The following is a 24,114-nucleotide window of genomic DNA, read 5'->3' on the forward strand; positions in this document are numbered from 1 at the left end:
CTCTTTGGTGGTCACGCTTCATGTGCCGGTTTTTATATGCTCCTCCCTGCCGTGTGACCCTCCACATGAAACAGCCCGATAGAACGTCACACTCAGCGGCGAGCATTCATGAGAGGATTCGATCCGCTCCGTTCAAAACAGACGCAGATTGCCGTCTTCGGTTCCTTTCATATCGTCATAGTCAAGTATGAGGCATTCAAAACCACGAGATTGCGCAAGGACTTTGGCTTGGGCCGTAATGGTCTGAGCGGCGAAAATGCCACGAACCGGCGCAATCAAGGGGTCTTCATTAAGCAGTTTGCAATATCGCGTAAGCTGTTCTACACCGTCGATGCCGCCGTGCCTTTTGATTTCGATGGCCACGTGCCGTCCTTGGGCATCCTTGGCCATGATGTCCACCGGTCCTATGGGGGTCGGGTACTCACGTCGCACGAGCGTGGCTCCTTCGCCGATGCGCTCGATTTGTTCAGCCAGATACCTCTGTAAATGATCCTCCACACCGTCCTTGACCAAACCTGGATCCTGGCCAAGGTCGAAGGTCTGGTCATAATAGACGTGCGCAATCGTCACTTCAAGGATGTCATCGGATTTGGTTGAGGACACGCGAAACACCTTCTGAATCGGTTCCTCGGAAACAGCCTCCGCCACCTGAATGGCCTTTTCAATCTCACTGTCATCGTGGAGGCCGCACGACGCAACTCCGGCGTTAGTGGCTCCCGCAGCAACATCACCGTGAAGTGCTGCCGTAGAGGCCGTCGGCGCCATATCATCAGTGTCGACGGTCTGGGTCTGCGTGTCAGCGAGCGCACCCGGACCTTGTCCGCTTATCTCACGAATCGTACACGGCGCCGCCATCCAGTTGAGCGGCTTATAGGAACCCAACTCGGAAAAAATCAGAAAGCTGTTATCGGCTTTGACGAGCAATACGCGCTTCGCCATAGGCAGGTAGGCGTTCAATCGGCCGGAATATTCGGCACTGCAATCCGCAACAATTATTCGCACAACCTTCACTCTAGCGCAGGCTGGCCACCACAGGCGAGGAGCCTCCCCCGGCCACGCGATGCGAACATCACGACCGTGGAAGGCTCCTCTTACCGTTCAATGGTCACATGAACTTGCACGCCATCGCCGTCATTCCAAACCAATCGACTTGATGTCATGCACGGCGAGCCTGTTGATCGCAAGGACACCGCACTCGCTCGTGAGTTTGATGGCACGCGGGCCATCGGATGGGTAACTGTACGAGCTAAGCACGTAATGGCCGTCGTTGACATACACTTCAACCGAACCGCGATCGACGAAGACATGCAGCTTGAGTTCGTCGGCCTGTAATTCGTCGTCGCTCAGACGCGCGGCCCGATAACCACGATCGCCACGTGCCGCGGCGGCGCGGTCGATCACGACGGTGCCGGCCTGTTGGTCGAAAGCGACATACGTATAGGAACCATCGAGTGTGGCATGCACCTTAAGACCTGCACGTTCGGAGGTTGAGTGTTTGAGATCGATGTCGAGCTCGATCTCGGCGGCTTCCTTGTCCTCATCAACCAAGGCCTCTTCGTTGGTCTCGATGGTACGTGGGACATGCTCGAACGTGTTGATGCGCAGCTTCTCGATTTCTTTGACGGGGACGGTATGCACATCACCATCGTCGCCGAGGAACACCTCACGCGGCAAGGTCATCTGGCCGCACCAACCGTCGGACTGCATCGGGGCGTTGCCGGCGAACGGGCTCATCCAGCCGTACATGATACGCCTTCCATCGGCTTCGAACGATTGCGGAGCATAGTAGTTGGCACCACAGTCCCAAAGACGGAACTCGGTTTCAGGCTTGAACGCCTCACCCGGCGTCCATGTGCCGATCATATAGCCGGCGTTATCCTTGTTGCGGTTCATATAGCCGTTGGGGCGAGCGCCCTGGGCCGAGAAGCAGATGACCCACTTCTCATTGCCGTCTTTGTCCTTGAGTGGGAAGAAGTCCGGGCATTCCAACATGAACACGTCCGGATCGGGGCTTTCATACAGCACATTGGAAAACTTCCAATCAATCATGTTCTCGGACGTGTAGAGCCAAATCTGGCCTTTCTTTTCGGACGTGGAAACACCATGTATCATGGTCCAAACACCGTCTTGCTTCCAGACCTTCGGATCACGGAAATGGGAATCCACCTTGTCACGAGGACAATCGATGACCATGCCTTTCTTGTCAAGCCTAGTGGCATCGTCATCGGCGGCTTCAGCAAGCATCTGAACCTGCCACTGCCCATCGGAGTCATCCTTGCCGTTGACCCACCGATGACCGGTGTAGTAGAACTTGAGCCCGCCTTCATCGTCGATGACTGCCGAACCGGAAAACACACCATCCTTCTCCTGCTCAAGCGTAGGGGCCATGGCAATGGGATCGCGCCTCCACGTCACCATGTCGCTGCTCGAGACATGACCCCAATGGCAGGCTCCCCACTGCGTCCCATACGGAAAGAGCTGGTAATACACATGCCAACGTCCCTTGTAACGGCACAGGCCGTTGGGATCGTTGATCCATCCACCGTTGGAAGCGATGTGGAATTTAGGGTACCAGCGGTCGGTCCTTTCGACTTCGAGGCTTTCGGCACCTGCTTCCGCCTTGGCCAATTCCTCCTCATCATCCCTGATGGGAGTGTATACCGGATTGTCGTTGTTCATCAATTGCTGCCTTTCTCTTGTAGTGGCGGCACCGGGCAGACGGCGCCACGCTTTTTACGGAACCGACGGTCACATCCGAAGACCCGGCACAATGATGTTGCGCCCAAGTCGGACACGCGGCTTCAATCCATGGAATGTCCTGCATCGACTTGCAAATCAGGGGTAGTCGGGAAAACCGTTCCCGACTACCCCGACGGTTGTCAGTGCGAAATCTGAGCGGCCTCGGCCTTCCTACGGTCTTTGATTCTGACGAACGGATCGCCGCCCACTTGCTGGTCGTCCTTTTTGATGACGAGGAACCCATAGATCAAGGCACACAGCACTATGGCGGAGATGACGAAGAACGTCTTGCGCGGACCCATCGCGTCATGCATCGCGCCCAGCGGGTGCGACATGACGATTTGCCCGAGCTGCGAGGCGATCTGGAAACCGACCATGTAGAGCGTCGCCGAGAGCTTGGTGTTATAGTGCAACGTGAAGTAACGGAACGCCGGAAGGCTGAAGAGCGGCGTCTCAAGCGCATGGAAGAGCTTGACGACGGAGATCATGACCGGATTGGTGGCGACTCCGCACAGCCCGATGCGCAGGCACATCACCAAAGCGCCAAGCAAGAGCGAATTACGTACTCCGATGTGATCCATGATGATCGGTACGACACCCATCATGATGGATTCGAGGAACACCTCGGTGGCATTGAGGATGCTGTACCATTTATTGCCCAAATCGGGGGTGGCGAACAGCGAGGTGAAGTAGTTCGGAAACATCTGCTGATCGAACACAGTATAGAACGTGTTGGTGAAGAACATGAAGACGATGAGCAGCCATAGCGACCCCATGCCAAGCACCGAGACCATGTCCTTCAGGGTAGGGTTGGTGCGCGGAGCGTCCGGGTCGGCTTCCTTCCTAAGCTCGGTCTTCTGCTCCGAAGGACGCCAGAAAGCATAGATGCACAGCATGCCAAGACCGAATATGGAACCCAACCAGAAGTTGAGGTACATGTTGACGTTGAAGAGGAAACCTGCGACTAGCGCCACCACGGCATATCCGAAGGACCCCCATGCTCGGGATTGGCCATACTCGAAGCCGAAGAAACGGCTATAGCGTTCCGTGAGGGCTTCCACCAACGAGCACCCAGCCATGAATCCGGCGGAAAGCACGATGGATCCGAGCAGCGCTCCGATCATCCGCATGTTGCCGCCAGCCTTGAGCATCGGGCCGTATATGAACTGCGCGAATGGACCCACGAGGGCGGCTATGGTGGAGACCACCACTACCAGACGCCTTTTGATGCCAAGGTTGTCTTGGATGATGCCATAGACAAACATGATGATCAGGGTCGCCGCGGAGTTGATGGAATAGATGTTTCCTTGCTCGGCGCCCGTCATGCCCAGACCGTGCACCGGATCGGTAAGCCACCTGGAGAAGAAGGACCACCAAATGCCCCAGGAACAGAAGAACATGAAGATACCGGTCGAGCTCTCAAGGTACGAGGGATTCCGGTACGTCTTGGCCGCATTGATTTTGATAGCCATAAACCACCCTTTCGTTTCGTGGCGCGTCTACACGCCGCATACGGGGACTGCCCCACTGCAGATGCACCTGCAACACCGCTGCATCCCATTGCATATCAATATAGAACGAGAATCGATTCACGTCAAGCCGGAATCGATTCACGTCGTGTTTTTAGATATTTCGCAAATATATGACCACGTATTTATTCCCACTCCCATCCCCTACCATAAAGCGCCAAGAAGTCGATCTAGCCGTTGCTCTTCAAACAGAACACGGAAACACAGGAACACCGACACTGAGGACGCTACATGGCATCCTAACTGAGAAGACCTCTCACGATGCGTATCACGCTCAGGAAACCTGACGAACTCCAAATCATGACAAGCTCAAGAACCTGACGTTTCAGAACACATGACAGTTCCAAACAACATCGCGGTTCGGAACGTACCTGTCTCAAACGCATGGTGCGTTCAGAAACTATAAAGACTCAAACACAAAGCGGCGCCAACAGCAGAACCACTCCAACAACACAGGCGACGAACGCTAGGGGACCATGCATCACCGCAACACGGAGACGGGTTCAACCCTAGCCGTATGGCGGATTCACCCTTCACGTACCGATTCGCGCTCGATTAGCCTGCAATGAATCAACCGCTCATTGGGACCATCCAAAGGAGGAATCGAGGCACGCCATTGGTCCTGCATCCCTAAGCTACTGGGGACGCTCAAATCCCGTCCTTCTATTTCATGGACCAACCGGCGCGTTCCCCAATACCCCATTTCATAATGAGGCAAAGCCATCGTGGTCAGCTTCGGCGCAAGCGTCTGCGCGACCACGCGGTGATTATCGACGCCCACAACGGAGACGTCCTCACCGATGCGCAAATCCAACCTGGCAGCACACGCGTACACATACCACGTCCTGGCGTCGTTGAAACAAAAGAATCCATCAGGATGGGCTGAGCGAAACAGGTGCGCTACGGCCTCAAGAGCGGGCCCGTTGTTGCCTACGGCGATACGCAATCGAGGGTCAAAACTCATGCCCGCCCCCTTCAGGGCCTTCTCATAGCCCTGTTCCCGCAAGGACTCGGCCCTGAGGTTCTCGGAACAGCCGACATAGGCTATCCGTTTGCAGCCCGCCTCGATGAGCCTATTGGTTGCATCAGAGCCGATAGCGACTTCGTCGGGGGCGATGCTCGGGGTGGCTCCAGTAACGTCTGAAGCATTGACGATGACCGTCGGGACACCATCCAGACATGACGGGCGAACGGTTACTCGATTGTACATCTTCGCATACATGTAGCCGTCCACGCCATAGCGCCGAAGCGCCGCTATCTCCTCATCCTCATTCGCCTTGCCGTCCGTGTTCACGAGGAGCATCATATAGCCGAGCTCACTGGCGGCGTCCTGGGCTCCCAGGACGATTTCGCCCGCGTAAGGCGTCGTGGCTATCTCCTCGCTTACGAAACCGATCGTGCGGGTGCGGCTGGTACGCAGCGAACTCGCCAAAGGACTGGGCTTATATCCCATCTCCTGCGCCGTACGACGAATCTTCCGGGCGATTTCCGGCTTGACGTGTCCGGCCTCGCGATGATTCAGCGATAGGGACACCGCCGTTACCGAAGCGCCGGCGCGTTTGGCCACTTCCTTAATAGTCGTCATACCTTACGAACATAGTAGAAGGGCGAGATTGCGGTTCCCTGCCATCCAAAATAAAGACGGGCGCTGATGATTCCCTGGCGCGATGCGGAAGCGCCTCCAAAGGGCGCCCACGATAAGGATTGCAGCCATTGGGATGGACCTACCCACAAACACGCGGTGCGGGGGCACCAATCACGCCCATCACTAAACGAAGGGGCACCCGCATATCGCGGATGCCCCTTGCCTGCCGCTTTGTTCGCGACGGGTCAATCCCCTGACCCGTCGACTTTCGGCTCACTACCTTTCTCGACGGCTACGGTAAGCACATTCGAATCGAACGCGAAGAAGCCATCCGACACGTCGAAGGTATGATACGTGCCGTTCATGTCCAGAGCCGACACACGACCGCTTTGGATGACCGTAAGGATCGGCTCATGGTTGGGCAGGATCCCCATCAGACCGTCCGCCGCAGGAACGGTGACACTTCGAGCCTCGCCGTTCCAGAGCGGCCGATCCGAGGCCACGATGTTGACCTGTATTGAAGAGCCTGCCATGTTCACTCACCGTATTCTTTTTGCATGTCGTGCCATTTTTGCTCAAGGTCCTCGATGCCGCCGATGCCGGTGAACGCCTGAGCTGGAACGTCATCGTACTTGCCTTCGCAGATACGTTTGAACGCCTCGATGGTCTCGTCGGCAGGAACATAGGAACCTTCACGACCGGTGAACTTCTGGGCGACATAGAAGTTCTGACCCAGGAACTGCTCGATCTTACGTGCGCGGTTCACCGTGGTCTTGTCCTCTTCACCGAGCTCGTCGATTCCGATGAGCGCGATGATGTCCTGAAGTTCCTTGTTGCGTTGCAGAATCGCCTTGACCTCGTTGGCAACCTCGTAATGATCACGACCCACGTAACGGGGGTCGAGAATACGCGAGGTGGAAGCCAAAGGATCGACCGCTGGGTAGATACCCTTCGACGCAATCTCGCGGGAAAGCTCCGTCGTGGCGTCCAAGTGGGCGAAGGTCGTGGCGGGTGCCGGGTCGGTGTAATCATCGGCCGGCACGTAGATGGCCTGCAACGACGTAATCGAATGGCCTCGGGTCGAGGTGATGCGTTCCTGGAGGGCGCCCATCTCATCCGCGAGGTTCGGCTGGTAACCCACCGCCGAAGGCATACGGCCCAGCAACGTCGAAACCTCCGAGCCAGCCTGGGTGAAGCGGAAGATGTTGTCGATGAACAACAGCACATCCTGATTCTCCACATCGCGGAAGTACTCGGCCATCGTGAGTGCCGTAAGCGGCACACGCAGACGGGTTCCCGGCGGTTCGTCCATCTGTCCGAAGACTAGGGCAGTCTTTTCCAACACCCCTGCCTCGGCCATTTCTCCGATAAGGTCGTTGCCCTCACGGGTACGTTCACCTACACCTGCGAAGACCGAAACGCCGCCGTGATTCTGGGCCACGCGCTGAATCATCTCTTGGATGAGCACGGTCTTGCCGACACCCGCGCCACCGAAGAGGCCGATCTTGCCGCCTTCCACGTATGGGGTGAGCAGATCGATGACCTTGATGCCGGTCTCGAACATCTGTGTGCGGCTTTCAAGCTGATCGAAAGCAGGCGGATTGCGGTGGATGGACCAACGCTCTTTGACATCGATGTTCTCACCCGGTTTTGCGTTGAGGATGTTGCCGGTCACATCAAAGACATGACCCTTGGTAACATCGCCCACCGGCACTTCAATCGGACCGCCGGTATCACGCACCGAAGCCCCACGAACAAGACCGTCCGTAGGCTTAAGAGCCACGGTTCGCACTGTGGAGTCTCCTAGATGCTGCTCCACTTCAAGGGTGATCTCCTTGACGGTTTCGCCCTCTTCGTTGCCCACGTTGTTGATTTCCACTTTGAGGGCATTGTAGATGTCGGGCATGTGTCCAGCCGGAAACTCGACATCGATCACCGAACCCTGGACGCGCGTGACGCGTCCGGCGCTCGGGTCGATGGTCGGCTTTTCGGCGGCCGCTGTGGTCTTGGTATCAGCCATATGCGTCCCTACTCTTCCTTTTTGTTCAGCGCATCAGCGCTGCTGATAATCTCAGTAAGTTCCTGTGTGATCGCGGCCTGACGCGAAACATTGAGCTTGCGCGTCAGTTCATCAATCAATTTGTTGGCGTTATCCGTGGCGGTGTGCATGGCATTCTGACGTGATGCCGTTTCGGATGCCGCCGCCGTCAGAAGGCACTCATGGATGCGCGACTGCACGTATTTTGGCAGAATCGCATCAAGCACCGCCTCAAGGCTCGGCTCAAACAGATACAGCGGGTGATCCTGACGCAGCTTCTCCTCGGCACTCTCGGCCTGCTCCGAAACCGCCGTCTCGATGCTCCCAGCGGATTCCTGACCGTCGTCCGAAGCGGCGTTCGACCTCCCCGCCGATTGCTCGACGAACTCCTGGTGCGCCTTCGCGGCCCTCCGCGACTGCTCGTCGGCGTAACCGCCAATGACCTCGACAGGCAACATACGCAGCACGCGGACCTTCTGGACCACCATGTTGATGAATTCGGTGAACACGATGTAGAGTTCGGAAACCCCACCCTCTTCCGCCGGCTTCATGTAATCGGCAAGCAATTCATCGGAAATCTCACGAGCCACCTCAACGCCGGGATGGTCCGTCTGACCCTCCCAGGTGTCCGCGATGTCGCGCCCCCGATATTTGTAGTACGAGACGCCGCGCCTCCCGTATACGTACAGCTCAGGCTGCTTGCCCTGCGCATCGAGGGTGCTGAGCAACGACTCGGTCTGACGGATGATCGAAGACGTATAGGCGCCCGCCATGCCACGGTCGGCCGTGAGGGCCAGAACCGCAACTCTCGGATTGTTGGCCTGGCGGCTCTTGACGATCGGATGATCGATGTCCGTATGGGCCGCCAGTGCCTGCACGGCATCGAAAATCACATCGCTATACGGCTTCGCGTTCAAAGCCACAGTACGTGCCTTTGAGATATGCGAGGATGCAATCATCTCCTGGGCGTTGAAGATCTTACCCAACGAAGCCGTGGAGTTGATTCGTGATTTCAATGCGAGTTGCGAGACCATGTGTTACTTGCTCCCCGCCACGATTTGTTCCTGCTCGACCTGAGCTGGCTCGAAGTCGGACTTCGGCTGCCCGCTCTTGACGACCAGAGGCTTGCCTGCTTGCGTGACATACGTGCCACGGAAGTCGTCGACGGCCTTCTCCAACGCCTTTTCCGTATCATCCGTGAAATCACCCGTATCACGAATGGTCTTCAGGATCTCGGTGTTGTGGTCGAGATAGTCCAGCAGACCATGTTCGAACGGCAGCACATCTGCGATCTCGAGGTCATCGAGCTTGCCGTGCGTGCCTGTCCAGACCGATACCACTTCCTGCTCCATTGAATAGGGCGAGAACTGCGGCTGCTTGAGCAATTCGGTAAGACGTGCGCCACGGGTCAGCTGAGCCTTCGAGGCGGCGTCCAGATCCGACGCAAACATGGCGAAGGACTGCAGTGAACGGTATTGCGCCAACGAGATCTTCAGCGTGCCGGATACCTTCTTCAGCGCCTTGGTCTGCGCCGCACCGCCCACGCGGGACACAGAGATGCCCACGTCCACAGCCGGGCGCTGATTGGCGTTGAACAGATCGGACTGAAGGAAGATCTGCCCGTCAGTGATGGAGATGACGTTCGTCGGGATGTAGGCCGAGACGTCATTCGCCTTGGTCTCCACAATCGGCAGACCCGTCATGGACCCGCCACCCAAATCGTCCGAAAGCTTGGCGCAGCGTTCCAGCAGACGGGAGTGCAGATAGAACACGTCGCCAGGATAGGCCTCACGCCCCGGCGGGCGCCTCAGCAGCAGAGAAATTGATCGGTATGCCTCAGCCTGCTTGGAAAGGTCATCGAAGACGATGAGGACGTGCTTGCCGTGGTACATCCAGTGCTGGCCGATGGCCGACCCCGTGTATGGGGCGATGTATTTGAAACCGGCTGAATCAGAGGCCGGACTCGCCACGATCGTCGTGTACTCCATCGCGCCGGCCTCTTCCAAGCTCTGGCGCACAGAGGCGATGGTGGAACCCTTCTGGCCGATGGCAACGTAGATGCAACGCACCTGCTTCTTGGGGTCCCCGCTCTCCCAGTTGCTCTTCTGGTTGATGATCGTGTCGATGGCTATGGCCGTCTTGCCTGTCTGCCGGTCGCCTATGATGAGCTGTCGCTGACCACGGCCAATCGGAGTCATCGCGTCAATTGCCTTCAAACCCGTGGAAAGTGGCTCATCGACCGGATGACGATGCATGACATCGGGAGCCTGGGCCTCCATGATGCGACGGCCTTCGCTCTTGATCTCGCCCAGACCGTCGATGGGATTGCCCAGCGGATCGACCGTGCGGCCAAGGAACCCGTCCCCTACAGGCACGGAGAGCACCTCACCCGTACGCTTGACTTCCTGTCCTTCCTCGATGCCTGCGAAGTCGCCTAAAACGACGACGCCGATCTCACGGGGATCTAGGTTGAACGCCAACCCAAGCGTGCCGTCCTCAAAGGTCAGCAGCTCGTTGGCCATGCAACCAGGCAGTCCCGTCACGTGCGCGATTCCATCGCCGGCCGTCTCGACATGCCCCACCTCTTGGGTGGGTGTGTCGCTTGGCCGATAGGCCTCGACGAACTCGTCGAGGGCCTCACGCACCTTGGCGGGATCAATGGTAAGTTCTGCCATCAATCACTCCTTATCGTTAATTTTCACCGTTAAGTCTTTATGTACAACCTATGCCCACATGCCCTTACCGATCTGGCAGAGCCACGCAGTCACACGCCCATGCTTACGCTTCGCTTCAACCTCTCCAGCTGCGCCACCACGGTACGGTCCGTCACCTCGTCACCGACCTGCACCCTCATGCCGCCTAAGACCGAAGGATCGACCACCAAGTTGATGTGGGCCGGCCGCCCGAGCTGCCGCGTGAAATGGTCGGTAAGACGTTTCATGTACTCCGGACTTGGCGTGGTCGCGGTCGTGACGATCACCATCGACTCACCCATGTGCCTGGAGAACTTGGCTATGAGCCAGCGCAACGCCGACAGGAAACGCCGATGCCGCGGAGAGCACGCCAGATGCTCGATGAGACGCATGGTGACCTTACCAAGGTCATTGCCCTCGAACACCTTGTGCAACAGATCCTCGCGGTTTTGCGCAGGCACCGACATGTCGGACAACTTGGAACGCAGAATCGGCATCTCCATAAGTGCCGACTCGATCTGCGCCAGCTCCATCGACACCGTCATGGTGGAATCCGTGGCGTCCGCATAATACATCATCGCGTCAACTGCGAAATCCTCCACGGCATTGGCGATGTCAGCCACACGGCTCCACCGACGCCGCACCAGGTCACTCAGTACTTCCAGCGTGCATGGATGAACCTGATCGCCGAGGATGTCCTCAAGCAAGGCCACCTTATCAGCTGAGGGCCTGCTAGGGTCGGTCAACGACTCCTCCACCCTCTTGTTGCCGTCCAGAAGCTGTGTCATTACGAACAGCTCCTCACCGATACGCCATGTATCCAGTCCGCTTTCACGCAACTTCGGGGCAAGAGAGTCACGTGACTGCCTATCGGCGCTTAATGAAGCCTCTCCGCGCATTTTGGTTCACCTCCTTGGTTATTTCGTCCTTGTGTGTCATTCGATCGCCGCACCCTGCCCGGCGACAGACGCATTGGCGTTTGCCATCCAGCCGGTGTGCCACGGCCAGAAACGGCTACTGTTTGCCTTCGTTTTCCATATCGTCGAGCATCTGATCAAGCATGTGCGATTGCATATCCGGATCCTTGAGCTCCTGGCCGATGATCTTGCCCGCCAACGATGTGGCCAATGTACCGACATCACCCTTGAGCTTCACCATCGCCTGCTGCTGCTGAGAAGCTATGGAGCGCTGGGCGGTCGCGGTGATCTGCGCCGCGTCGGCATCCGCCTTGGAATGGGCGTCTGCGATGATCTGCTTCGCCTCGCTTCGCGCATCATCACGAATCTTCGAAGCGTCCATACGAGCCCCGTTCAGCTGTTCCTCATACTTCTTCTTCGCCTCGTCCGCTTCCTCCTTGGCCTTGGCGGCCTTGGAGAAGTTACCCTCGATCTTCTCGGCACGCTCGTCGAAAATGGAGTTGAACTTCGGCATGAAGTACTTGTAGAAGAACACAGCGACCACGACCAATATGACCAGCGACCATACGATGTCGTACAGCTTGGGGATAAACAGGCTAATCCCGTCACCGCCAGCCAATGTCACCATAGGTTCCTCCCTTCACACGTTCCATAATGTATTTCATCAAAACTGCCTGAGCCTCGGCGCATCGCGCAAGACCCGTTTCCTTATGGGAACGATTCACATGATCAGCAAGGCCACGAAGCCCAGAAGGCCCAGCAGCTCAACCATTGCGGCACCGATAAGCATCAGTGTCTGGATCTTCCCGGCCATCTCAGGCTGACGGGCCGTGGATTCGACCGACTTGCTGACGATGAGGCCCAGGCCCAAGCTCGGTCCAAGCGCCGCAAGTCCGTAGCCGATGAGGTTCAGGTTGCCGGCAATCTGAGCGAGAGTAATGATACCCATTTGTTTTCCTTTCCTAGGGAATGAACCACTTGAACTCCATCCAACGCCAACTCGCGGACGAATGCGGACAACGGATCGTGCGATTCAGACCAAATCCTTTATTTCAATTATCGATGTTCAGTTATAAATATGTAAGTGATGCGTAACGCCCACACCATCGGACCGCCGCATCTGGCTCATTCTTCGGGGTAGCTCAAGTTGATATAAGCGGTCGTCAGAATTGCAAAGACGTAAGCCTGAAGAAACGCCACGAAAATCTCGAAAAGCGTCATGATCAAACCGCCGACGAGCCACATCGCGCCCACGGGTACGCCGGTGAGCTTATTGCTCGCCTCGAACACCCAATATTGCGCGAACGCAAGGCAGGTAGCCAAGGTCAGATGCCCGGAAACCATGTTGGCGAAAAGTCGGATGGTCAGTGATGCCGGACGCACGATGATGAGTTCCAGAAGCTGAATCGGAGCCAAAAGGAAATACACCGGCCACGGCACTCCAGGAGTGAAGCACTCATCACGGATGAAGCCCCACGCACCTTTTTCGCGAATGCCCGCCCAGCAATACTGCACCAACGTCCAAGCGGCGAAAGCCAAAGGCATTGCCACGGTGGCGGTCGCGGCCATGTTCGCACCGGGGATGATGCCGCACAGGTTGAATACCAGAATCGTGAAGAACAACGCCACAATCATGGATACATAACGCTTGCCACGAAGCTCACCCATGACACTGTAGACAACGCCGTCGCGGATGAAGCCGATGCCCATCTCTATCATGCTCTGCCAACGGCCCGGAACCAGCTTGGCGTGCGACGCCGTAAGGGCGAGGACCGAGAGCAGTATGACGGTCGCGACTATGCGAATGAGAATGATACGGTTGATGGCAAACGGAGTGCCTTGAAAAAGAATCTCCGGCGGCAAGAAGTCCTTGACCGTAGGTAAATCAGCGCCCGTACCGGCCGCAAGTATTGTGGTCTTGCTCACCGATTCAAACATGTACGCCTCCCATATATCCACAGGCCTTCGATTCTACGCCATGCAAGGGAAATGCGGAACTGGAATCTCACGGATCCGTATTTGCTCACAAACAAAAGAGGCAGGGGCGACCCCGTTGGATTGGCCCTGTCCCTCTACCTCGAACAACCGTGATGTGATTGTACACACTTTTGAGCGAAAGCGATAATCTAGGGCCATTTCATTGCCGCTTTGGGCGATTCTTGCGTTTCAATCCGTTTTTGGCACATCGGCCGTTCGACCTATGCACATGCCTTGTCTCACAACGCGTCGCTCGCTCTCCGTCGATAAACCAAGACCAGTTTTGCATCGCAGGACAAACCTTCCGGCGTGTTGAAAGCCAACCAGAGGAGATGAGGCGCATCACCATCCGCGAAAAAAACGTCATCATCCGCAAGAGACCGTCTGAAACAGTCTGAGACCGCCTGAGACCGCAAGTACATGGCCGTATGAAAGGCACATGCAGGGGCCATGAGACGGCAAACCCATGGGCGCGTGCAAACGCAAATGCGGACCTCCTAAAACAACACATGCGCAACCATCGGAAGCCACTAAAATGCACAACCATCTGAAAACGACCGGAACGCCACTTCACCCGCAGCCATGGATGACCTTCAACCAGCACTGACGGCTCCACTTGGACAAAACCGTATAAACAAGGCCGTAGCGGGTCTTTGTGTGGGCCGGTCAACAGAGCTACCAACAAGCAGAACCCACATAGCCAAACCCACATAGCCAAACCTTCTGGGGCTCGCAGTTGAAGACCACACCGATTTAATCAACGCTCCCCGCAAGGGCCGACCCACAACGATCAAGCCGCATCGATACAGCAACCACACACGCCACGTTCAGACGGAACAGCGCGGCCCTGTCATTTCTCATGCAGACCGTACCCGTCATGAATGAACGGTACGAACCCGTCTTTCCTTGGCGGACCGGGATCATGCCTGATGGCGCGGTCGGTACCCAAACGTTTGTGCTCGCGTAATACGGGAACGTCTTCAAGATCGTACGGCGTGGTCTGATAGACCCAGTTGAGCCAGTTGCGCCAGATAAGGTTTGCATGCGCACGCCAAGAGAACAAGGGTTCGATGCCGGGGTCGTCATGCGGGAAATAGTTCTTCGGGAATGGGACGTTCGTCAGACCCTTCGCCTTGTCGCGTTCGAATTCGTCACGCAGCGTGTACTTGCCATACTCCCAGTGGCCCATGATAAAGACTTCTGAAAAATCCCGCGTGGCGATAAGCCCGGGGCCGGCCTCGGCTCCTTGTGTGAGCACCTGGAGATCCGCATTCGCCTTGATATCATCTTCGTTGACCCCGGCAAGCCGTGAGTGCGGCTGCAACAAAACCTCATCAAAGCCGTTGGTCAGAAAACAGTATTCATCTTGCAGGAACTGTGGAAAGACTCCGAAGAGCTTCTCGTCATAGTCCACTTTCCGCACGCCGTAATGGTAGTAGAGACCAGCCATGGCACCCCAGCACAGATACATCGTCGAAAAAACGTGGGTCTGGGCCCAATCGAGAATGCGCGTGAGCTCCGGCCAGTAGTCCACCTGTTCGAACTCCAGCTGCTCGACCGGTGCTCCGGTGACGACGAGGCCATCGTAATAATTATCTTGGAAAGCATCAAGATTCTCATAGAACTTGACCAAATGGTCCGCGCTCACATGAGTGGGCTCATGGGTGGAGGTCTTCATGAAATCCACGTCCACCTGAAGCGGCGATTTGGAGACCAGACGCAGGAGCTGGGTCTCCGTCTCGATCTTCTTGGGCATGAGGTTGAGGATGACCAATCGAAGGGGACGAATCTGCTGACGCTCGGCATCCGGCTTCTCAAGCGCGAAGATGCGCTCCGAGTCAAGGATGGCGCGTGCGGGCAGACCGCTGGGAATCTTGATGGGCATAGTTTCATTATGCTACGTGTTGCGGCCAGCGCAAAACACTAATGTTATCGCAGGCCGGGCAGACGAGCAGGAACCAGTGGCGCCCACGGCCGGCGCACGGTGGCAAAGGCTAGAGTGTATGTCTGAAAACGAGAGAAACGTACCGATAGAATATCATGGAGATCGTAAAAATCGCTAGAGTGTATGTCTGAAAACGAGAGAAACGTAGCGTGATAGGAATAGAGAAACGTAGCTGTGAGGAATTACAGCTACGAAAACTGACGCAGACCGGCAATCACAGCTACGAAAACTGCCATAGATCGAAAACCACATCTACGAAACTGCCACAGACCGGCACAAAACGCTCTGAGCATATCCGATTTGACGTTTCCCGTTTTCCACGTAATATAGAGAACGTTGCTTTTTGCAACCGACGCGGGGTGGAGCAGTTCGGTAGCTCGCTGGGCTCATAACCCAGAGGTCTCAGGTTCAAATCCTGACCCCGCTACCAGTAATCACGAACCATCAATGAAGTTCGTAGTTTTCTTTTTTATCATGCACGCAAAGATAGTACTAGATTGGTAAGTTCTGGCGATTTGCAAGAACTCAATACTACAACGACGGAGATTACAAGTAAAGTGCCACAACAAGTCATCATATCTGTCATGAGCAGCCAAGAACCGTCATTCCGGAAAAGAATCCAGCACAGCCGTCGCCAAAAGCCCAAAAAGGGGTTGAGCATCAGTATTCGACCTACACTTAATAACGGCGAAAGCCATCACCGTCTCCTCTGCTTTATCCGAAGCGCACACTAGGGAGACATTCCCTTTACCTAACGGTATCATGAAAACCACTATGCGAGCCCCGTATCATCCCTGCTCTTGCCGGAAATCGAAGGAACTCGCTTCCCGCTTCATCGACGGCGGCACCTATGACGTAAACCACAAGAATTTAACTGAGGCACTGGAACTGACAAACTACTACAGCCTAAATGGCTAATAGGACCCTTTCCTAGACGAGGACTCATGTTCAGAGGCAAACGCAAGATTTCGTTCCTGCAGGAACTAGCTGACAACGGTCAAAGAAAGCTATGTTTTTGACAGAGCGCTGAGGAAACTCAGTGTTCGACGGAGTAGCAGAAATTGAAGTGTTTCTAACAAAGCTATGTGACCATGCGACTCGCCGACGGGAGCGAACCATTAGGCTACACAAACCCCAGATTTCCCTCCGCCAAGACCAGCGTCTTTCACAAGGAGGAGCGCAGTAAGTCAACCAGTGAGACTCCTTCCAGCGCGCACGAGGGTCAGCGACCGTACTGACTGCGGTGTTCTACTTACTCACGCATCCTGAGAATGCCCGTTGGTACAACGAATTCATCACACTTATGAACATACACCCGTTCATCCCTATCGAGGATATAGGTTTCTCGAATGACTAGTAAGCACTACCAGTATGGAGCGATGACGATAGCCAAATGCAGATGACACATTTGACTTCCATATCTTCTGCAAGTTCAAAATAAATCATCAAGGATACTGGTAGGCTGGTATATGATTGTTTAGGTCCTATAAGCAAAGAGGTCAGAAGGCATGGTCAGTACACAGGATTCTCAATCAGCCGACAATTATGTTAAGCAGCAAAGCATTACTTTTCTGAACTACCTTTCTGCAGTGGCACGCGAAACAGGACCGAGACCGATAAGGCGCTATGAACTGAACGAGAGCTTCATAACCCAGGAAGAAATCGAATCGTCCGACTATGCGAGAATCGGTCCCGACGAAGAACATGATGCCTGGCTTTCCATCAGCAGACCACCTCATTTTATTGGAATCACGCTGCCGGAACCACTGAACAAGGTCATAGACCCTGAAAGCATTGCCGATCCGCTTACGCAGCCGGCGCTATCTCCTGACATGGTCGACCGTTATGTCGAGCAAGAGATGAACAAGAACGTTGGCTTTTCACAAGGCCGTGATCTTAGTACCGGCTATGAAGAAGCACAAAACGCAAAGCAGCGTGCACTTATACGTGAAAAAATCAGCGACGCTTTTTCTGAATGGAAAGACACACAATGGAAGCAGTGGAGCGAGAAAAACCACAGCATTGCACGGGCAGCTATTCTATACAACAATTTCTATGGCATCTTCCAGCAATTGCAACAGGAAACCGAAAGCAAGGAGATTATTTGGGGCCAGGCCATAGCCACACGAACATCAGACGATCCAGAAACAAGGGTCGAATATCCTCTGCTACTAACAACCATGTCCATCAGGCTGGAGCCCGATGGATCCATTTCGCTTGCACCGAGTTCCAGTACACAATTCGATTTCTCACCTCTGGAGGGGGTAGGAATAACCGGTATTGATGGACTCGCCAAACTTCAGAAATATCTATCCGTTGAAGAGACGACCATAGATATATGGGACAAGGAATCTCTGCATAATTTTGAGCGGCAGATTGTCGCGCAGCTTGGAGGTGACGCTTACATCAGCGATGTTCTGGCTCCCATTGATACGAATATGACGGCAAATGGCTCGATAGTACTTGCTGATCAGTGGGTTGTCATGCTCTGCAAGAAAAAACAAGAGGAGGAACAGTTCTACAAGAGGCTATCAGACGAACTTGCAAACAATGATTTCTTTCCCGAAGCTTTGGAATCCATAATTCTAGACAAAGATACACTCTCGCAGACCAACATCTTAAACTCCTCAGAAAGCGACGATGACAGCAGTTTGGAATCAGAACGTCTGCTTTTCCCTCTTCCCTCCAATGATGAGCAGGAGCGCATTGCCAGACAGATTGGTAGAAGCGCAGGCGTGACGGTGCAAGGGCCTCCGGGGACAGGGAAAACCCATACCATCGCCAATCTGGTCTGCCACTTGCTAGCCCAAGGCAAGCGGGTCCTCGTCACTGCCGAAAAAGCTCAGGCCCTCAACGTACTACAAGACAAGATTCCGGCTCCAATACGCGATCTGACCATGGCTTTCATCGGTTCCACACCTGATGCCATGGCAAAGCTCAAAAATTCAGCACAGCGAATGCAGGATGCGGTTGCCAGTGTAAATCCGGTTTCCGAACAGAGCACAGTAAGCCGCTTGCAACAGCAGCTTGATCAGTTGCAGGAACAGCTTGCTTTGTCCAACCATGAACTCGATGAGGCTTTGGAATCACAAACCAGAGAATTCATACTACCGGAAGGGTCTCGCCGCGCCACGGATGTGGCACGATGGGTCGCCACGCACCAAGATGAGGACATCATTACCGATGACATCGGTCCGGATGAACCATTCCCCCTGACTCAATCGGAGTTTCTTGAGTTCATCCACCTTTGTAAAGGCATCGACCCACAAGAAGCAGCAGAGGCGAATTTCGATCCTACACTGGTCACAAATTTGCCCGACGGAACGACAGTCAACGGCTTGTTTGCAAAACTCAGAAGCGCTGAACAGTCTTCAGAACAGTTGCAAGATGCCGGTCTCCGTATAAAAGCAATTAATTCCGTCAGCGATCGAGATATTGAACAGCTTCAAAAGAATATCGACACAGGCATTGAGGCACTTGATTCAGTGGACGATCATCTGCAGCAGGTGTTTGACTTTCAACACTTGGACCAAACGATTCTCAACATCCTATATCAAAGAAATGCAGACGTTCTTAACAACGCTCAGCTTGGTCTCGAGTACGATCAGAAGCTATCCGGATATAACATACATGTACCACAGGGTAACGCAAGCGATCTGCACGCCTTAGTAGCAGCGTGGAGGCAACGCATAGTCGATGGGCATAAGCTTGGCTTTTTCACTCCCAAGGACGTTAAAGCATTCGCAGATGCTGTGACAATAAACGAGCAACAGCCATCAACAAGCGAGCAGCTTGATTTCGTTGACCTAGAGATTGATCGACAAGCTCAATGGGACAAGACAAGTCATACGTTTGAAAAACTGGTAGATGATTTCAATCTCCCTAACGACACATTAAGCGAAGCTGACTCATTCATAGGCATCTTCACCTGCGCCACAACAATTTACCGGACGTACACTTGGTGTTTTGAACAACGACCTACGATTGAACAGCGAATTAGATATCTCATCGACATGAAGGACCCCTGTTCCAGCAAAGAGACCTTGCAACAATGCAAGAGTCTACTCAGTCATGTGCCTGAACAACGCAAGGCAAACTTCACACGTCAACAGTTGCAGAGCCTTGAACAGCTATGCGACAAGACGATATCGCAGAATCCTGAGGCACCGATATGGAAGTCCTTTAAACAAGCGCTGCTATCCCAAGACGCCGCGGCCTGGAACAGATTATATGGCAAGCTCAACCATCTTATTAAAGTTCATGATTCCATGAATCGGAGGAATCAACTGGCACAGAAAATCATCCAGGCAGGAGCAACCAGCTGGGCAGCGGCCATGATTCGGCAACGAGGGGACGAACAAACCTATCTTTCCGCGGATTCCGTGGAAAACTCCTGGGAAATAGCAAAAGCCCGGACCTGGCTGAGCACCCTGCATCGAGGGCCATCTGTGGAAACCATATCAAATCAATCTGCTCAGCTCAGCAACCAGATTCGCGAACTGACCGTGGACCTCATTCGACGTCAAGCCCTGATGTATTTACATAAGACCGCGGGTGACAGTGAACGACGGGCTCTGTCCTCTTGGCTAGACGCAATGCGCCACGTCGGAAAAGGTACGGGTAAGAACGCGCCACGCTTCCTTGCGCAAGCTCAAGCGGTTCTTCCTAAAGCTATGGGAGCGGTTCCTGCGTGGATCATGCCCATAGACCAAGTGCTGAGAAGTTTCCAGCCTGGAACGACGAGACCCTTTGATGTTGTCATCGTTGATGAGTCATCCCAATGCGGCCTCATGAGCGTGGGTGTGCTCGCATTGGGCAAAAAAGCGATTATCGTAGGCGACGATAGGCAGACATCTCCAAACCCTGTTGGACAAGACACCTCAGCCATCGCTGAATTACAAAATCGTTACTTGAAAGGTTTCCCCGAGAAATCTTTATATACAATCGACGCCTCACTCTACTCATTGGCGGATCGCGCATATGGAAACACCATACTTCTGCGCGAGCACTATCGTTCAGTACCAGAGATCATCAACTATTCAAACCGGTTCTACGATGGTATGATTGTTCCATTGCGAGAACGGATACATCCGCAAATCGGTAACCCCCTGCATGGCGTCTTTATCGAAAATGCGGTGTCTCAGAAAAAGGGAAATTATCGGGTCAACAAATCAGAAGCCCACGCTCTGGTACAGCAAATCGTGCAATGTGCAAAAATGCCCGAATACGACGGTCTTACTTTTGGCGTTGTCACCTTTATGCAGGGCGATCAGAAAGGCCTCATCGAGAAAGAGCTCATCAATCAATTAGGGTACGATGAAATCGGCAGACGTAAACTACGGGTTGGGAATCCTCCCACATTCCAAGGCGACGAGCGGGATGTCATCTTCCTTTCGATGGTGGCGCATGACAACTCGGCAAGTTACGTTCGTCAAGAGCAAATGCAGTGGGCCAATGTCGCCGTTTCTAGAGCGCGTGACCAGATTTGGGTCTTCTACTCCATGGACCCGGCAAAGCTCAATGCAAATGATGTAAGACGGGGCATAATCGAATATGTGTCCGATTACCACGAAGAAAAACATCCTGAAAAACTGTATGAGTTGACGGAATCACAGTTCGAGCGCGATGTCTTGGAGCAGATGCTTCAACATGGGTACGCCGTGCAGCCACAATACAGGGTTGGAAACTACCGTATAGACTTTGTCGTGACCATTGCACCTGGTTATAGGCTTGCCGTCGAATGCGACGGCGATGCTTTTCATGGTCTGGATAAGCTGCGCGATGATATCCGTAGACAAAGAACTCTCGAACGGTGCGGATGGAATTTCTGGCGCATCAGAGGGTCTGAATACTACCTTGACCCAGAAGCTGCCATGCAACCTCTCTGGCATCGATTAGAGGAAATGAGGAAACAAGCGAAACAGGATATTACTTCAATGTGAGCAAAATAAGGTTAAAGCCTTATTCACACTAGAGCGGGGTCAAGTTTTCCTTGGCCTTTGAAGTCAAGGTACAATCTCCGACAAGCCATTCCACATGGCAGTACCCTTCGCGGAAATTGCATCTGAAAGAGTCGAGGCAAGCCCCGACACCTCGCCTCCGTATTGGTGGTTATGCATGAAGCCAACGAGCTCTTCGCACATAACCGCCAATAACGGCTCATCGAACCGCGAAGTTTCTTCTTATGACGGTTCAAAAGGACATCGTCATGATAAAAGGTATCGCGGTTCTGCAGCCAGGCTTTTCATCCTGGATTCTGACATAGGGAATCATTAGACTCCCCTAGGAATCCATATCACCCGCACGAAGGACCGGTTTTCACGGCCGACGATATGTGAAAAAGAAAAGCCGACGAACTACTCCACATCCACGGGCAAATGACATGGAAATGTACGGACGCGACCAACGACTACATCGAGCATGTCGGCATGCCAATGATCGAAAACTACACCAGACCAGACCGAACACGAAACTTCGGTACAGCGACAACTACAAGGCCAAGCAAATACGTGCGGAAGTCAAACTCAGATTATCGAAGAATACGCTAAAGTTGCAAAACACCTTCTCGGTATCATGTAAGAAGGCAGAGTTAGCAACCTCTCGCGCTGTAGTTTAGGCTTAGAGAACCACGTAGCCAAAAGGCGGAACACCATAGACATGACCCTCCTCCAGACTGCCACAAATCTACACATCAGCGAAGTCAACACCATCCAGCTGAAAGGAGATCACATTCAAGGATAACGGATAAGTATTCGTACATGTCTCCAAGCCATATCCAAGCCCCATAAGATGAGAGATATACCAATTATCGCCCGGACGCGGCAGAGACTACGATCAAGAAAAAACAACAGTAACGATAGCTTTGATCACGTCATCAGCGCCCCACTGATGCTGCGGAAACAAAAAAATCGATCTTAACAAGAAGCTGACCGACGAGCTGGACATCGGACTACTGCAAACCTCCAGAACCTATTATCTAGTGGAAAGCCCTGAACACCCTGCTATTTGCCAGTGTGACCGAAATCATCGGTGCAGCATACTTCGACCATGCTCGAAAAGTTAACCTCAAGTCCTATACGGACGCGACCAACGTGTCCCCATGTTGGACTCCTTCGACGGACTCTTTACCAACTCACAGCATCCTAAAATAGCTGCATAAATAACAGCGATAGATCCGCGACATTAATCGACAACCGATAACATCACATGACCTCAGATTATGGAGAAAACCATAGGGAATATTGTAATATTGCCTCACAAGCAACCTTGCACTACAACAATAAACAAATCGTAGTCACGTCCCAGAGGTCCTAGTTCAAATCCATGTCCCGCTACCGGTAATCACGGATTAACCCGCAAAATTTCAGTGGATTCTATATTTTCGGGTATTCTTCCAGCAATTAAGTTTCCTGTTCAGAGCTTGAAATAGACAATCAACTGTTCAGACACTCGCCCTTGGCGATCACCTTGATTATCGTTGCAATCTATGCTGCGCCGAATTTCTTTCGAAGCGGCACACCACCCACATTCACCTGCGTCTGCATGTAACCTTGCACCTAACATCGCAGACAATCAAGCATCAACGCGAACTCTCCACGTCTTTAGTGTGTTTTCCTCTCATATTGAGTCGGCAACGACAAACACCATTCCAAGGACGAATACCACACTTTCAGGGAACAGTCAAAATAGGGCATTCACTTGCTTAGGACCCACAAACACAAATTACCTCGCGAACACCACTATTTCTTCACGCTATGCTCTTTATGGTAGTCCTCATAGGAAAGCTCCCCTGAGAGAAGTCTCAGCGCATCATCAGGAAAGTTACTTTTACTGGTTAAATCACGATGCTCCTTAATCGTCTCCCACCCATGCTTCGACATGAACTGACCCTCCAGACCCTGCCTTGTCTCAAGCTCTGAAATAATTTGCTGGACCTTCGTTCTAGCTTCAGTACGGGAATCACTCTGCCCCGCATCAATAAGGTCAACTTTACCTCTATGCTCATTTACTTTCTTTCGTATGGCATAAATCAGACTCTTATTGACTTTAGGCTTGTACTTTCCTCCCACAACTCCACAAACATAGTCGTCGGTGTAAATCACCAAATCACCTTCAGGATGGGAGTAAATAGCCTGCCAAACAGCTTCGAGCTTACCAATGTTGTTGGTGCCATAACGGACGCCACCCTGATTTTTCTCTCCGTTAGAATCGAACCATGCCCAACTCATAGGACCAGGATTAGGCTCGTCACTTGCGCCAGTGTAAATTTTAATTTCCATACATAAAATATACTCCAAAAATCTGAAAATCTCAACATAATTTGGAAAAACATAAAATTTCCCCTAAAAAAAATTGGCATTACTTACCATATTTGATGAGCAATCATCTCCCTCTCACAAAAGTCTAATTTTAAACAATCACTTCAAATCTAAAACCGAAGCCGATGTGCATTTTCAGGCAACTCTTTCTGGTTAGTCAACAGACGCCGCTCTTGTCCGAAGGTGTCTATCGTTAATAAAACCTCCCTGAGCCACGTCTAACGGCACAGCCAACGGCGCACCTCTGACTCACATCAGACGCTGAGGCCAGATCAAAACACAATCAAAAACGATGTCCACTCGCCCTGCCTTGATAACAAATACAAAGGAGTTCTAGTCTCGGCAGCTGCCAACAACCAGCAATCGCAAGTGA

At 53.4% G+C, this 24,114-nt stretch carries 15 protein-coding genes and 1 tRNA gene; 2 read left to right on the plus strand and 14 right to left on the minus strand.

Annotated features, from left to right (window positions below; all coding sequences use genetic code 11):
- Positions 1-132 precede the first annotated feature (132 nt).
- From nucS to BBOMB_RS04240, 13 genes are all read right to left on the minus strand, one after another.
- On the minus strand, positions 133-1,002 hold the full coding sequence (gene nucS / locus BBOMB_RS04180) for an endonuclease NucS (protein WP_044087057.1): 870 nt from the start codon (positions 1,000-1,002) through the stop codon (positions 133-135).
- A gap of 129 nt (positions 1,003-1,131) precedes the next feature.
- Positions 1,132-2,679: a glycoside hydrolase family 32 protein gene (locus tag BBOMB_RS04185; RefSeq protein ID WP_044087055.1), complete on the minus strand. Its 1,548-nt coding sequence runs from the start codon at positions 2,677-2,679 to the stop codon at positions 1,132-1,134.
- Between the two features lie 200 nt (positions 2,680-2,879).
- The gene (locus BBOMB_RS04190; protein ID WP_044087054.1) at positions 2,880-4,211 is read right to left on the minus strand and encodes an MFS transporter; all 1,332 of its coding nucleotides are present in this window, start codon (positions 4,209-4,211) and stop codon (positions 2,880-2,882) included.
- 583 nt (positions 4,212-4,794) lie between these two features.
- Positions 4,795-5,853 (minus strand): LacI family DNA-binding transcriptional regulator, encoded by a 1,059-nt coding sequence (locus BBOMB_RS04195; protein ID WP_044087053.1) that lies wholly within the window; start codon positions 5,851-5,853, stop codon positions 4,795-4,797.
- Between the two features lie 245 nt (positions 5,854-6,098).
- Positions 6,099-6,386: a F0F1 ATP synthase subunit epsilon gene (locus BBOMB_RS04200; protein WP_044087052.1), complete on the minus strand. Its 288-nt coding sequence runs from the start codon at positions 6,384-6,386 to the stop codon at positions 6,099-6,101.
- 2 nt (positions 6,387-6,388) lie between these two features.
- Positions 6,389-7,873: a F0F1 ATP synthase subunit beta gene (gene atpD, locus BBOMB_RS04205; RefSeq protein WP_044087050.1), complete on the minus strand. Its 1,485-nt coding sequence runs from the start codon at positions 7,871-7,873 to the stop codon at positions 6,389-6,391.
- Positions 7,874-7,881: 8 nt separating this feature from the next.
- Entirely contained in the window at positions 7,882-8,925 is a 1,044-nt protein-coding gene (locus tag BBOMB_RS04210; RefSeq protein ID WP_044087049.1) for a F0F1 ATP synthase subunit gamma, read from the minus strand.
- A gap of 3 nt (positions 8,926-8,928) precedes the next feature.
- Entirely contained in the window at positions 8,929-10,566 is a 1,638-nt protein-coding gene (gene atpA, locus BBOMB_RS04215) for a F0F1 ATP synthase subunit alpha (RefSeq protein WP_044087048.1), read from the minus strand.
- An 89-nt stretch (positions 10,567-10,655) separates the two neighbouring features.
- Complete coding sequence (locus tag BBOMB_RS04220; protein WP_044087047.1) at positions 10,656-11,483, minus strand: F0F1 ATP synthase subunit delta; 828 nt, start codon at positions 11,481-11,483, stop codon at positions 10,656-10,658.
- 115 nt (positions 11,484-11,598) lie between these two features.
- Entirely contained in the window at positions 11,599-12,129 is a 531-nt protein-coding gene (locus BBOMB_RS04225) for a F0F1 ATP synthase subunit B (protein WP_044087045.1), read from the minus strand.
- A gap of 93 nt (positions 12,130-12,222) precedes the next feature.
- The gene (atpE, locus tag BBOMB_RS04230; RefSeq protein WP_044087044.1) at positions 12,223-12,450 is read right to left on the minus strand and encodes an ATP synthase F0 subunit C; all 228 of its coding nucleotides are present in this window, start codon (positions 12,448-12,450) and stop codon (positions 12,223-12,225) included.
- A 176-nt stretch (positions 12,451-12,626) separates the two neighbouring features.
- Positions 12,627-13,439 (minus strand): F0F1 ATP synthase subunit A, encoded by an 813-nt coding sequence (atpB, locus tag BBOMB_RS04235; protein WP_044087266.1) that lies wholly within the window; start codon positions 13,437-13,439, stop codon positions 12,627-12,629.
- Between the two features lie 889 nt (positions 13,440-14,328).
- Positions 14,329-15,363, minus strand: coding sequence for a homoserine O-succinyltransferase (locus BBOMB_RS04240; protein WP_044087043.1), 1,035 nt, complete (start codon positions 15,361-15,363; stop codon positions 14,329-14,331).
- A gap of 413 nt (positions 15,364-15,776) precedes the next feature.
- On the opposite strand from BBOMB_RS04240, the gene BBOMB_RS04245 reads away from it, so the two are divergent.
- Together BBOMB_RS04245 and BBOMB_RS04250 are read left to right on the plus strand one after the other, a co-directional pair.
- Positions 15,777-15,853 (plus strand) — tRNA-Met (locus BBOMB_RS04245).
- Positions 15,854-16,931: 1,078 nt separating this feature from the next.
- Entirely contained in the window at positions 16,932-21,365 is a 4,434-nt protein-coding gene (locus BBOMB_RS04250) for an AAA domain-containing protein (protein ID WP_044087041.1), read from the plus strand.
- 1,797 nt (positions 21,366-23,162) lie between these two features.
- Here BBOMB_RS04250 and BBOMB_RS04255 read toward each other — a convergent pair.
- Complete coding sequence (locus BBOMB_RS04255) at positions 23,163-23,702, minus strand: ribonuclease HI (RefSeq protein ID WP_044087039.1); 540 nt, start codon at positions 23,700-23,702, stop codon at positions 23,163-23,165.
- Between the last annotated feature and the right edge of the window lie 412 nt (positions 23,703-24,114).

The sequence above is a fragment of the Bifidobacterium bombi DSM 19703 genome (assembly GCF_000737845.1).
GTDB classification, from domain to species: Bacteria; Actinomycetota; Actinomycetes; order Actinomycetales; family Bifidobacteriaceae; genus Bifidobacterium; species Bifidobacterium bombi.